This window comes from Bacillus cereus group sp. BfR-BA-01316, from assembly GCF_022664195.1.
Classification (GTDB): domain Bacteria; phylum Bacillota; class Bacilli; order Bacillales; family Bacillaceae_G; genus Bacillus_A.
This window is the reverse complement of sequence record NZ_JAKUGX010000005.1, coordinates 140,547-154,144: the sequence shown is the minus strand read 5'-3', so window position 1 is coordinate 154,144 and position 13,598 is coordinate 140,547. Positions and strand designations below refer to the sequence as shown.

Below are 13,598 nucleotides of genomic sequence, written 5' to 3'. Positions count from 1 at the left end.
TAAAAGATTTACATTTTTAATATTCTTTTACTTTTACATAAACTTACCGCTGAGATACTTAGTAATGCAGCTATACCCATCCATGCATATGTGTAGCCTTTTCCATCTACTATATAACCAAACAAAGCAGGTGCAAGGATAATAGCAATTTGATTAAGTGTAAGCGCAAAACTCACTGTTAGGCCTATCAATTCCTCACTTGCAGACTCAGCAACTTCAACCATAAAAAGACTAAACCAACCGATTGAAAAGAACCCTAACAGTCCACTTACCACAAATAATGCTTCAATCATCATTGTGTGTATATTCATTACAGTAACTAAAATTAAACAAAAAGAAATACATACAGTTATTAATAAAGGTGTATGACGATCCCCTTTGTAATATGTATCACTTATTGTAGCTAATATAATTCGGCCTATCATTCCTGCAAATAGCATAACCGAAAATACTTCCCCTGCTAAAATAGGTGTTATCGATTTTTCAACAGCTAAAAATTTCATAAAATGTCCGACTAATATCATTTGCAAAGAAATCATACAAATACCCGTAATTAAAATTGGATACAGATCATTTTTATATATCACCTTTTTTAACTGTGTCCAAAAAGACAGACTTACATTTTCTTGGCTAGTGTGTTCCCGGGCGTACGATTCCCTATAAAATATGAAAAACAATAACCCGCTTACTATACATATAGTTGCAATAACATTTATCGTATAAGCTAAACTAAATTTAATTGTAAGCAAAGGGATTATTACTCCTGCGAACGCTCCGCCAATAGGTATACCAGCTTGCCTAATTCCCATAGCTAATCCACGTATTTCTTTCGGAAACCATTTCAAGATTACTTTACTTCCCCCTGGCTGGGATACGCTATAAAAAGTCCCTATTAAAAGAAGGACAAATAACAGCCCAATAAATCCCCTTGCCGTATGAACAAGTAAAAGTGCCCCTCCAAGTAACACAGAACTCGCTCCAATTAATATTCTTTCGTTATATCGATCAAGCAACCTTCCAACAAAAAGCATACAAAAAAGTGGACCAATGTTCACGGCACTTATTAACAAACCAACTTGCATATTCGAAAGTGCATATTTTTGTTTCCAAAATAAAGCGAACACCCCTACGCCATATGTTATAAGTGTTGCACTTGCCTGTGCTACCGTTGCCAAAGCTAACATGATCCATTTATTAGAACTACCGTACCTTTCAATTTTTTCTTCACTTATCAACGTTATCTCCCCCATATCCCTTTCATTGTATGGAGGTTCTGATATCATGTAAAATAAACATTAAGAATAGAATCCATCAAAAAAATTGATACCTTTTTCGGAGGGATGATATGTGGACATTAAAGATTTAACTGTTTTTTACGAAGTAGCGAGAGAAGGAAATATATCTCACGCCGCTAAAAATTTAAACTATGTACAATCTGGCGTAACGATGCGCATAAAACAACTAGAAAACGAATTAGGTGTGCCTTTATTTTATCGAAACGGAAAAGGCGTTACTTTAACTTCTAACGGAGAAATTTTATTAACATATGCAAAACAAATCATCCACTTAATGGATCAATCCATTAAAGCTGTTCAAAGTAATGGAACCCATCCGAAAGGAACGTTAAAAATCGGGTGTACAGAATCTACAACGGCCGTTCACCTCCCTTCTATATTAACGACTTATTACGAAAAATTTCCAGAAGTCGAATTCATTTTAGAAACAAATACGACAGACCAACTAACTACGCTCGTTTTAGAGCGAAAACTGGACGGGGCTCTTATCGCTGGAAATATTCAGCACACTGGACTTCATACAATTTTATTTCGCGAAGAAGAATTAATTCTCATTAGCAAGAACCCTTTATCTTCCCTTAAAGAACTAGGCGAAATGAATTTACTCGCTTTTAGTCACGGTTGCTATTATAGAAGACTATTAGAAAACTGGTTGCAAGAAGAAGGAATCTCACCTAAAAGATTACTAGAGTTTGGAACAATTGAAGCAATACTTGCATGTGTAAAATCAGGTATGGGCGCGGCTATTATGATGAAATCTATTATTCCAGATTACGAACATGGTTTATCTTTAAATACATTACCAAATAACTTTAAAAAGGTTCCTACTACCTTTATTACTCGAAAAGATATTTTTCACTCAGCTGCCTTACAAGAATTTACGGAGATGATCAACAATGCGTGAAAAGAAAATACGCGGTATGGGGCGAAGAACAAAAACTCTTATAAAAAGAATTGAAGACGCTACTAAAGCCTTTCCATCTACTTTCTATAACTGTGAATCCTGGCACATCCCTTTACCAGTCTCACAAACTTTTATCGATTCTAGTAAAACACCTAAGAAAGTAAAGCGATTGTGCATTCAAACCTTATTAAATCAAGCGAATCAATTAATGACAATAAAACCGAACGATACAAATACATATCGAGTCATTGTTTTAATCACTGTAGCAAGCTTATGGCACTCACAAATCATCATATTTAAAAACGATGAATACTTTCACAATTTTTTCAATAGAGATAACGAATTTCAAAAATGGATTCCACTTTCAAATGCGTCCGACTTTGGGCATGAATGGAGAATATCAATTTCTAACAACGTCCAAACATTGCATTTCCAAGAGATAATTAATAATGAAGATGGATTTTATGATGAAGGAGAAATTTTGTTCATTGGAGAGTTAACATAATACAATTATATCCACGATTCGATAATAGTAGCACTCTATATAAACAACACTAACATCAAGCAATTTTGCAATACTAACAAGTTTCGTCCTACTCCATCCGTATTGTATTAATTCTTTTTCCGCTGCATCCAAAACAACATTTCTCGTTAATGTCTTTTCTGTCATTTTACTAACCGTCCATTTTGTTTTTATATAGTAGGAAGTGTTGTCTTCTGTATAAGACAACACTTCCTTAATTACTTAAAAATTACATAACAAATTTTTAATTACCTCTTTAAGTACTACATCTGGATTTACTACCGCTTTTTCCGTACGCCATCCAATAAAGCCATCTGGTCTAATTACTATAGCTCCTTCATGCCCTATCCCATATAATTCACTAAAAACATTTTCTTGAGCAACAAAGTCTCCACTTAAACCAACCCGATATACTTTTATACTTACTCCTAATTCAGATGAAACGTCATGTGCCGCTTCAGTCCAAACACTAGGCTCTGCCCCAGTAAGTAACACAAAGTTGCTACCGAATAGATCAAGTATAGAAACTTCCTTTCCTTCATAAATCCCCAAAAAATGTGGTGCGCGTGTTCCCGGGCGTCCGTTCAAATCTACTATATCCATTCTATGCGGAGTATTGTATTCTTCTATAATTGCTTCTGAAGAATACTGATAGCCAACAGTAACAGCTAAACTATCCATATTACTCAAATTACTTTCATCTCTACCCGCAGCACGAAATAATATACTACTTGCATGGTCCGTCGTTAATTTTGCAACAGGATATCTCTCTTCATGATACGTTGCTAACAATTTTGGATTTGCTTTCCCTTTTAAAACAGCCGCTAATTTCCAAGCTAAATTATGTGCATCTTGTATTCCTGTATTTGAACCGAATCCTCCTGTTGGCGGCATAATATGTGCCGAGTCACCAACTAAAAAGATGCGATTGGCTTGAAATTTTGTCGCAGTACTTTCAGTCGCTTCCCACGGTAAAACACTTAATATTTCCGTTTCAATATTTGTGCTACCGATTGCAGTTTGAATAATTTGTTTACAGCGTTCTATAGAGAAATCCTCTGGTCTCTCTCCTTTTATTGGATCATAAGCTACATGATAAATCCATTTCCTTACGTTATCAACCGGAATAAGTGCACCAAGCACTTCTGGATGTCGTATCATCGTAAAACCAAATGCGTCCCCTTTTATAAATTCACTCAAATCAGCTTCAAAATATATGTTCATATAATAACCACCGATTGTACCGCGGCCCTCGGTTAAAATCCCTAACTCTTCACGTATGTTACTTTTCGCCCCATCCGCTGCAATTACATAATCACAATGAATCATGCTCTCTTCTTTCGTTTCACGATTTCGAATCGTTGCTATTACTCCGTTTCCATTTTGCTCATAAGAAACTAGTTCATGATAAAAAGATAGCTTCCCGCCTAATCTCTGTGCTTCTTGCAACATCATCTCTTCTAAAGTAATTTGATAACAAGCAGTTTGTTTTGATGGGCTAATCTCTTCCACTTTACGAACTAACTTTTCGTTATTTTCATACTGTGCCACCCTTATTTGTTCCAACTCTTCATTCTTCACCTCAGCTATTGTTTGAACCGCAATTCTCCCGTGACAATTCTCTAATGCTTTACCAGCTAATCGAATTCTTTTTTCTAGACCTAATTCTCGAAATAACTCCATCGTACGAAAAGTAATCCCGCCTGCTTTCGGATGAATTGCAGTAGACGGATGCCTTTCAATAAGTAAGTACTCAATGTTCTGTTTTCCAAGAAATAACGCAGACGCTAATCCTGATAATCCCCCTCCAACAATTAAAACTGGTACATGTTTTGATTTCATATATTTTCCCTCCACATATATTCTTCTGAGCTCAGTGACATAAATATAATCAAAAAAACAACAAAAATATAGACTTATATTTCATTTTGAATTACCATATAGATAGATTACTCCCCAAATTACTTTTGTCATTTTATACCTCTATAATCTCGAAAATTATGTATGTATAAAATGGAAAAATAAGAAGAGCCTTCTAAAGTAGACATTAAAAAATATCTTATGATTATAAATTTGTGAATCCCCCTAAGTTTAATTTTAGGGGGATTCTTCATTAAATATAGATACCATAGCGACTAATACTTCATAACCTTCACCATCTATAGACGAAGCATTGTTAGATCATTTTCTATTTTTTAAACTTCATCCATTGTATTACGTAAATCTTCTAATCCTTTTCTATTCCCTATAATAAATGCTTCATGATTTTCATTATCTAAAAATTGATTCGTCTCGATTTTCTTTCTCAATATTGCACCTCATACAACAATCATGTAGCATTACCGTATCGATGTAATGGTTCATCATCTTAAACCTTTCGACTAATTATTGGAGGTACAGTGATTGAAATGAATAAACAAGAACAGTTAAATATTATTAAAGAAGATTTTATTGATTGTCAAAAAGTATTAGTAGCAATTGGTGATGAAACACGTCAAGCTATTTTGTTAGTTCTAATGAAAACGGAATGTCAAACAGGATTACGTGTAGGAGAAATCACTAAACAAACACACCTTTCTCGACCAGCAGTATCACATCACCTTAAAATTTTACGAGAAGCCGGTATTATTTTAATGCGAAAAGAAGGTACAAAAAACTTTTATTATATTGATATACGTACAAAATTAGGTTTATTAAAAAATCTTGTATTAGATATTGAGAAGCTAATGCAAAACTTTTATTGAAATAAGGATACGGTATTTGGAGGTATAGGAAATGAGAGCAATGGTAATTGATAAATATGGGAAAGTCCCAATGCGTATGACAGAGATGCCCACTCCTGAAATAAATGAGTATGAGGTGCTCGCAGAAATTCATGCAGCTAGTATTAACCCAATTGATTTTAAAATACGCGATGGAAAAGTGAAGATGTTGCTTAAATATAAAATGCCCCTAATCCTTGGGAATGACTTTTCCGGTGTCATCGTAAAGGTTGGAGCAAAAGTGACCCGCTTTAAAGTTGGTGATGAAATATATGCACGTCCAAGAAAAGGTAAAATCGGTACTTTTGCGGAATATATAGCCATTCATGAGGATGATATAGCCTTAAAGCCAAAAAATTTAAGTTTTGAGGAAGCTGCTTCGATTCCACTTGTTGGCTTAACATCATATCAAGCATTACATGACATCATGCAATTACAAAAAGGACAAAAGATTTTGATTCACGCTGGATCCGGTGGTGTCGGTACTTTCGCTATTCAGTTAGCAAAAATAATGGGTGCTACTGTTGCAACGACTGCTAGTGAAGCTGGGGCGAATTTAGTAAAATCTCTTGGTGCAGATGAAATTATTAATTACAAAACAGAGAAATTTGAAGATATACTAAAAAATTATGATGCTGTATTTGATACAATCGGCGGGAAAACCCTTGAAAAATCATTCGATATTATAAAAAGCGGAGGGGAAATTGTTTCCGTTTCAGGAATACCGAATGCTCGCTTCGGTAAAGAATTTGGTTCAGGATTTTTTAAAACTCTCTTATTTTCATTAGCAAGTAATAAACTTACTACCCTTGAAAAAAAGCATAATTCTCAATATTCGTTTTTATTTATGAAGCCAAGTGGGGATCAATTACGTATAATTGCAAACTATATTGAATCCGGAAAAATCAAACCTATAATCGATCGAGTTTTTCCTTTTGAAGATGCTCAAAAAGCAATGGAATATTCGGAGTCTGGAAGAGCAAAAGGTAAAATAATTGTAAAAATCAAATAATAATTAAACAAAGCAAGTTTACTATGTAGTTCGCTCAATAATGAATGATAACAAAACTCCATTTTGATCAATCTTTTTGAAAAATGGAGTTTTTGTATTTGCTGTTAAATAGACACCGTGTAATGAAGTCTTTACAATAGATTGCAAGGGGAGATTCCATATAATACTTTTAGTTAAGCTTGCAAAGAATACATAAGTACAAATACATAATAAAAAGGAGGAGATAAAATGACTAAAAATAATGAAGCTGGTTGGAATTTAAATACTAGTTATACTACATTACCACAATCATTTTATACAGAAATCCCCCCAACTCCTGTAAGCTCACCGGAGTTAATTAAACTAAATAACTCATTGGCAATATCTCTTGGCTTTAATCCTGAGGAACTAAAAAAGGAAGCTGAAATTGCTATTCTCGCTGGTAATGCAATTCCAGAAGGAGCTCACCCGCTAGCTCAAGCATATGCTGGACACCAATTTGGTCATTTCAACATGTTAGGAGATGGCCGTGCCCTTTTAATTGGAGAACAAATTACTCCTTCAGGCGAACGCTTTGATATTCAGCTGAAAGGTTCCGGTCCAACTCCATACTCTCGCCGTGGTGATGGCCGTGCTGCGCTCGGTCCGATGCTACGTGAATATATTATTAGTGAAGCGATGTACGCGCTTGATATTCCCACAACTCGTAGCTTAGCAGTAGTCTCAACTGGCGAACCAATATATCGCGAAACAAAGCTACCTGGAGCTATTTTAACTAGAGTTGCAAGCAGTCATATACGCGTTGGAACATTCCAATATGCCGCTACTCGCGGCTCAATCGAGGATCTCAAAGCGTTAGCTGACTATACGATAAAAAGACATTATCCAGAAATTGAATCTACTGAAAATCCATACGTTTCATTACTACAAGAAGTTATTAAGAAACAAGCCAGCCTCATCGCCAAATGGCAACTCGTCGGCTTCATTCACGGCGTAATGAATACTGACAATATAACGATTAGCGGTGAAACGATTGATTACGGTCCTTGTGCCTTTATGGATAGTTATGACCAAGGAACAGTATTTAGCTCTATTGATGTAAAGGGCCGCTACGCATTTGGAAATCAGCCGTATATGGCTGCATGGGACCTTGCACGATTAGCTGAGTCTTTAATGCCGATTCTACACGAAGATGAAGAAGCAGCGCTAAAGATTGCACAAGATGAAATTTCAAAGTTCAGCGTGCAGTACGAAAACAATTGGTTCCTCGGAATGAAGAAGAAATTAGGACTATTTAGCAATGAAGAGCAAGATCAATCACTTATTGAGAAACTTTTAAAAGCAATGGAAAAATATAAAGCAGATTATACAAATACATTCCGTGCATTAACTGACACTACATTAGAAAATACACCTTTATTTGAAAGTCCTGAATTTAAAGAATGGTACGAGCTATGGCAATCTCGGTTAGAAAGACAAAAAGAATCGAAAGATGATGCATACAAATTAATGAAAAATAACAACCCAGTAATCATCCCCAGGAACCACAGAGTAGAAGAAGCACTAGAAGCAGCTGTTAAAGATGGAGACTATAGCGTAATGGAGAAACTTCTTGAAACTTTAGCAAATCCTTATGAATATTCTCCAGAACAAGCGAATTACTGTACACCTCCTGCGCCGACTAATCGTCCTTATAGGACTTTTTGCGGGACGTGATTTAGAGCACTAAGACTGTTTTTCTGCTCCTAATTGTATTATTTATTAGTGTAATTCCCACTAAATTCAAGTACACGATTCGTTATTTTTCATAAAGGAACATTATAAATAGAAAAGGTGTTTTCGTATAAAAACACCTTCTCTACTTTTTTCTCCATCTTGTAAAAAAACGTAATTTAATACTCTAGTTTGCGTTTCTTTTATGTATTACATATCGTTAGCATATTCTATGTGATTACAGTTGTATATTATCACCTCTATCAATTTCCTCCCATGCGAAAAAGGTACATACACCAAACAAGCTGTCACGAACAAAGGAGAGCTCTTTACTTCCTACCTATTTCTTTCCTAATGCGTTAACTTGGTAACTGTTCTATTAAAATTCTTCTATTCAATCTTCATTTTTTCTTATTATATCCAGGTACATCGATAAGGAACAACTATTCTCGAATATAAAAATCCAGCTATTGTACAAATATTGATAAAAAATAAAGGAGAAGAGAATGAATCCATTTTAATATCACTAATGAGAATTTGCATGTTCCAATATCTTCACTATATTCCTCAACAATCTTTTATTAAAATTCATTACAATATTTTAAAATTATGACGGATTACTTTCAACATAATGTGAAGGTAGCTCTAACAAAAAAAACTGGCTTGTAAACCTTTAATGTTTACAAGCCAGTAAATAATATCAACTAAAGCTAGCACTCTTAAAATAATACTTTAGAGTTGTCTTCCCTCTAAGTATACTAACTCAGGTCTCGTTGGAGACCACCCTTCTCCGTGAGTCGATTGTAACTTATTGACGACAGTATTTGCGGTTGCTGTTTGTTGAATCTTTGGAGTAGTATTTATCGTAAAAACTGTAATACCTGTAACAGCTAAACTCATTACCATTAAACTCAGTTTCTTCATTATTTTAACGCCCCTTTAGCTAAATTTGTTTTTCTTGCTTCAAGACTTAAACAAAAATATTCACTAGACGTTTTATAATCACATACCTCATATAACCTAGCTGCCATCACCTCAGCATATTCTTCTACATAATAAGAAAGATTCTCTTCTTTGAAATAAGAAATCCCTGTAACAATTACCCTTTTTAATTCCTCGATAGTCACATTATTATTTAATGTTTTTAAAATATTGAAATGATGTGTATATTCTTCATTCTCTACTTCTGAACAAAGTTCCAATCCTTTTTCAATAAGGGTAGAAGATACATTTGTTTCACCTAACTTAGAATATTCCCTAGCTTGTAAAAAAACAGCTTTGAAATGATTAGGTATGTTCTCTGTTACTTCTGATAAGTGACGGATAGCTAATTCAGAAAGGTTTTGATTTGCATATAGCCACCCTAAGTTGTGCCGCACGAATGAAATTAATCTTTCTTCATTATTTTTTTGTAATAAATTTAATGCAGAATTTAAATGTTCCTCGGCCTGTTCAAACTGTTTTAGAGATACACAACTCATTCCAATAGTATTTTCGCAAGAAGCAGTATTACTTTCATAACCTTGGTGTTTAGAGAAGATATCTTTTGAAATAGTTGCATAGTGAATAGCTAAAAGTGGTTCATTATTATTATGATAGAATAAGGCTAACTTAGATTGAAATTCAGCTTGTTCGATTTCTTCTGGAACGTCTTTCAAAAAAAACTCGGCTTTTTCATAATATTTTTTCGCTTCTTTATAATCTTTAAGTATAGTAGCATATACCGCTTTACAAAAATGGTAATAATAAGATAAGAAACCATCCGTCGGAATTTTAAAAGAATCTATTTCGTCAAAGCTTCTCTTTGTGATACTAAATCTATCAACAAGCGTTTTATAACGAAAATCTAGTAAGAAATAATATAATAAATTTTGTTCTTGCAACATTTTATTTGATTCTTGTTTCAAAACATCAATATTTTTATCAATTTCTTGTTTTAAATTAGTTGCTTTTGACAATTGTTGTTGTAACATTGCTTGATACCATTCATTAAGTTGCTTTGTAACCTGTTCGCTTCCCTTCACTGGAATGTTCATAAGATCCCCTTTTTTTGAATATTCTCACATAAATAATAACAAATAGATATTAAGATATAAATATCTCATTAATATTTCTCAACATTTATTTAACATTAAATCCATTAAATTAATCACATGCTGTAATTTTTTTAAAACACTAAAGAAAATTGCCACCCATAAATACAGCGTCTAAATCACTATAAAAATCTATAAATACAATATATTAACACTTTATAAATGTGTATTCACACTCCACCATTATTTTAAACACCCTTCTTCATCAACCCTGCAATCCCCCTACTCCCTTCACTCCCAACCTTCTCAAGTTCTTCTATAACTAATCCTCTTCTCTCCACAGAATGATTTTGACTTAACTTCGCTTTTCCTTCTATCTTGCTAATCTTAATTTTAAAACCAACTATACCTTTACTTAATCCTTCAATATAATTCGGATCTACATCATTCAGTGAGTAGGTGCTCTTTGGATTTTCATATTTATGTACTAAATCTTGAAGAGAATCTATTAATTCCTGTTCATCTTCAACAATTTCTAACTCTCCATATACATGCACCACAACATAGTTCCATGTTGGTACTGCTTTATTTGTTTCATACCATGACGGAGAGATGTAACTATGTGGCCCTTGAAAAACAGCTAACACTTGTTGATTTCCACTATCTTTCCACTGCTCATTTGAACGTGCAAAATGACCATATAAAATGCGAGCTTCTCGATCTAACAATAACGGCAAATGTGTTGCATATGGTGCTCCGTTATGTTGAGAAAATAAAGTTGCAAAACCATTTTGTTCAATAATTTCGTACTTCGTCTCTTCATCTTGTATAGTGAAATATTTTGGTATATACATAAACTTCCCCTTTTCTTGTCTTCTTATTTCCCATTATATTTATGTAATTTATTATTTGGCAGGGACAGATTGTAATTGTTTTATAAAGTCAGTGCATATAATAAAACCTCTTCTTCAAAAATAATAGGTGGCATTATATAATTTCTGCCACCTTAGTCAATTTTTTTATTGATCCAAACTCCCTTATTCAACTATCCTTCATAGCTTTTTCTAATACAGCTTCAATGAATTCCGTTTTACCCAAGCTATAACTTGAGCGATTTTCCGCCGTTTCTGCTAACTCTTTCTTTAACTTCCCATATTCAATAACAACATCTGGATGTTCACGAAGATAATCCCGAAATACTACATGCCTTCTTAACTCTTCACTATTCTTATCACATACATATAAATGATGTTCCATCCAAATTGTATACTTTCCATCCCTCGGAACATATTGATTCTTTCTCCCAAAAGCTTCTCTCCCTTTAAAACTCCACTCTTCTTGATGAAAATAACCTATCTTTTCAAGGTTCTTTATTACTTTTGGAAAAACATCATAATCTTCTATTACAACATCTATATCCAATATTGGTTTAGAAGTAAGCCCTTTAACGGATGTACTCCCAACGTGCTCTATAGAAAAAATGTGTTCTCCCATTACGTTATTAATAAACGTCTGTAATTTACAAAATTCACTATCCCATTGTGTATTATATTTCTCAATAGTAATAAATCGTTTCAATTGATCCCTCCTTCTTAAATCACTTTTATAACCTCTGAATATGAGTATCCTTAAAATCAGTCTCATACTTCAATCCATACCCAAGCATTCGATCCATCCCAATATGTGCTGTCCATATTAAACCAACCATTAAAATTGTATCCACCTTAAAATAGACCCCTATTAAAACAAGTAATATTGATATGATGTATGTGTGAAATAGATTATAAATTTGTGCACCTACACGTTTGTTAATAGCGTACGCCACCATCGCTAAATCAGGCGCAAAAAGTAATACGATAAATAATAGCCAGCTAAATCCACATAATGCATATATATAAACCGCAGCTAATAAGACGACCAATCCTTCAAAGTGTATAATTCGTTTCTCCAAACTTCATCATTCCTTATCTTTTAACTTAAAAATTTTATTCGGATTTAAAATATTTTGCGGATCAAGAGCTTTCTTTATTTTTTCCATTACTAAAAGCGCAGCCCCATGTTCTTCTTCTTGATACTTCTGCTTCCCTATTCCAACGCCGTGCTCTCCTGTGCACGTTCCGCCACGCTTAAGAGCATACAGAACGATACTTTCATTTATTTCATCCGCTTTTTTCACTTCATCTTTATCATTTGGATCAACCATTAAGAGCACGTGAAAATTCCCGTCTCCTACATGACCAAGAATACCACCAACAAGACCAACTTTATCTAATGTCTCTTTCGCATGTTGTATGGCACCAGCTAATTCTGAAATTGGTAAACAAACATCCGTACTCATTAGCTTTTTACCTGAATAACTATGAACGTAAGAATAAGCTAAGTTATGTCTTGCATCCCACAATTTATTTCTCGCCGCTGTTTCAGTTTCAAAAGCAACTTCTTTACATTTATGATCAAAAACAATTTCCTTCGTAAATTCAATATCTTGCGTTAGCCCTGCTTCATTTCCGTGAAACTCTAAAAACAGTGTTGGTTCTTCTCTGTAATTTGTTTCATTATAATGATTTACTTGTTTCATAGATAGTTCATCAACAAGTTCTATTCTCGCAATTGGAATACCAGCTTGCAGTATATTAATAACAGCTTCTACTGCATCATTTATAGTTGGAAACGATGCTCTCGCAGCCATAACATGTTCTGGTATGCCGTATACTTTTAATGTTAGCTCTGTAAAGCATCCAAGCGTACCTTCTGATCCTACGAAAATACCATTTAAATGATAACCTGATGATGACTTCGCCGCTAAATTGCCAGTATGTATCACTTGTCCATCAGCAAGTACCACTTCTAAATCCCGAACTTGATCACGCATTACGCCATACTTAACCGCTGTCGTTCCGCTCGCATTCGTAGCAGCCATTCCTCCTAATGTTGCATCTGCACCTGGATCTACACTAAAAAATAAGCCATACTTTTTCAATTCTTTATTGAGCTGAGAACGAGTCACCCCCGGTTGTACTTTTACAAGAAAATCTTTCTCTCTTATTTCAAGTATTTTGTTCATTAATGAAAAATCAACCGTAATCCCCTTTTCATACGGAATTATATGCCCCTCTAAGCTGGAGCCCACTCCAAATGGAACGACAGCCTTTCCATGCTGACTCGCTACTTTCATAATCTCGCTAACTTCCTCAGCCGTCTTTGGATAAACAACTACATCAGGTAAACTACTAGTATGGTAAGATTCATCTTTACTATGTAACTCTCTAACTGTCTTATTAACCACTACTTGCTCTTCAGGAAGTACATCCTTTAATTCATTTACTAAACGTTCAATTGTTATTTCCATAACGAGCTCCCCTTTTATATTATTTACT

14 protein-coding genes are annotated in these 13,598 nt (G+C 34.3%); 5 read left to right on the top strand and 9 right to left on the bottom strand.

The genetic code is table 11. The features are described 5' to 3' along the window. Window positions 1–8: 8 nt before the first annotated feature. Window positions 9–1,235, bottom strand: coding sequence for an MFS transporter (locus tag MR071_RS06555; RefSeq protein ID WP_105585205.1), 1,227 nt, complete (start codon window positions 1,233–1,235; stop codon window positions 9–11). 112 nt (window positions 1,236–1,347) lie between these two features. Between MR071_RS06555 and MR071_RS06550 the strand changes: the two genes are divergently transcribed. Both MR071_RS06550 and MR071_RS06545 read left to right on the top strand, forming a co-directional pair. After that, complete coding sequence (locus tag MR071_RS06550; protein ID WP_105585206.1) at window positions 1,348–2,199, top strand: LysR family transcriptional regulator; 852 nt, start codon at window positions 1,348–1,350, stop codon at window positions 2,197–2,199. Beyond that, entirely contained in the window at window positions 2,192–2,704 is a 513-nt protein-coding gene (locus MR071_RS06545; RefSeq protein ID WP_242235448.1) for a DUF3916 domain-containing protein, read from the top strand. Before MR071_RS06550 ends, MR071_RS06545 begins: the two co-directional genes overlap by 8 nt. Here the strand turns inward: MR071_RS06545 and MR071_RS06540 are convergent. Then, window positions 2,696–2,869: a hypothetical protein gene (locus MR071_RS06540; protein ID WP_242235446.1), complete on the bottom strand. Its 174-nt coding sequence runs from the start codon at window positions 2,867–2,869 to the stop codon at window positions 2,696–2,698. The genes MR071_RS06545 and MR071_RS06540 overlap by 9 nt on opposite strands. A gap of 75 nt (window positions 2,870–2,944) precedes the next feature. Next, window positions 2,945–4,564: an FAD-dependent oxidoreductase gene (locus MR071_RS06535; RefSeq protein WP_242235445.1), complete on the bottom strand. Its 1,620-nt coding sequence runs from the start codon at window positions 4,562–4,564 to the stop codon at window positions 2,945–2,947. Between the two features lie 557 nt (window positions 4,565–5,121). Between MR071_RS06535 and MR071_RS06530 the strand changes: the two genes are divergently transcribed. From MR071_RS06530 to MR071_RS06520, 3 genes are all read left to right on the top strand, one after another. Next, entirely contained in the window at window positions 5,122–5,466 is a 345-nt protein-coding gene (locus tag MR071_RS06530) for an ArsR/SmtB family transcription factor (protein WP_105585209.1), read from the top strand. Between the two features lie 31 nt (window positions 5,467–5,497). Beyond that, window positions 5,498–6,496, top strand: a complete 999-nt coding sequence (locus MR071_RS06525) for an NADP-dependent oxidoreductase (RefSeq protein WP_105585210.1) — start codon at window positions 5,498–5,500, stop codon at window positions 6,494–6,496. A 228-nt stretch (window positions 6,497–6,724) separates the two neighbouring features. After that, window positions 6,725–8,191: a protein adenylyltransferase SelO gene (locus MR071_RS06520; protein ID WP_105585211.1), complete on the top strand. Its 1,467-nt coding sequence runs from the start codon at window positions 6,725–6,727 to the stop codon at window positions 8,189–8,191. Between the two features lie 729 nt (window positions 8,192–8,920). On the opposite strand, the gene MR071_RS06515 is transcribed toward MR071_RS06520, so the two are convergent. From MR071_RS06515 to MR071_RS06490, 6 genes are all read right to left on the bottom strand, one after another. Further along, complete coding sequence (locus MR071_RS06515; protein WP_002165311.1) at window positions 8,921–9,112, bottom strand: Phr family secreted Rap phosphatase inhibitor; 192 nt, start codon at window positions 9,110–9,112, stop codon at window positions 8,921–8,923. Next, window positions 9,112–10,224: a response regulator aspartate phosphatase gene (locus MR071_RS06510; protein WP_105585212.1), complete on the bottom strand. Its 1,113-nt coding sequence runs from the start codon at window positions 10,222–10,224 to the stop codon at window positions 9,112–9,114. The genes MR071_RS06515 and MR071_RS06510 overlap by 1 nt, the downstream gene beginning before the upstream one ends. Window positions 10,225–10,469: 245 nt before the next feature. Further along, window positions 10,470–11,075 (bottom strand): FMN-binding negative transcriptional regulator, encoded by a 606-nt coding sequence (locus tag MR071_RS06505; RefSeq protein ID WP_242235443.1) that lies wholly within the window; start codon window positions 11,073–11,075, stop codon window positions 10,470–10,472. Between the two features lie 187 nt (window positions 11,076–11,262). After that, a complete protein-coding gene (locus MR071_RS06500) occupies window positions 11,263–11,799 on the bottom strand; it encodes a GrpB family protein (protein ID WP_105585214.1) in 537 nt (178 codons plus the stop codon). 25 nt (window positions 11,800–11,824) lie between these two features. Continuing rightward, window positions 11,825–12,172, bottom strand: a complete 348-nt coding sequence (locus MR071_RS06495; RefSeq protein ID WP_105585215.1) for a DUF4260 domain-containing protein — start codon at window positions 12,170–12,172, stop codon at window positions 11,825–11,827. Window positions 12,173–12,178: 6 nt separating this feature from the next. Beyond that, window positions 12,179–13,570, bottom strand: a complete 1,392-nt coding sequence (locus tag MR071_RS06490; RefSeq protein WP_105585216.1) for an FAD-binding oxidoreductase — start codon at window positions 13,568–13,570, stop codon at window positions 12,179–12,181. Between the last annotated feature and the right edge of the window lie 28 nt (window positions 13,571–13,598).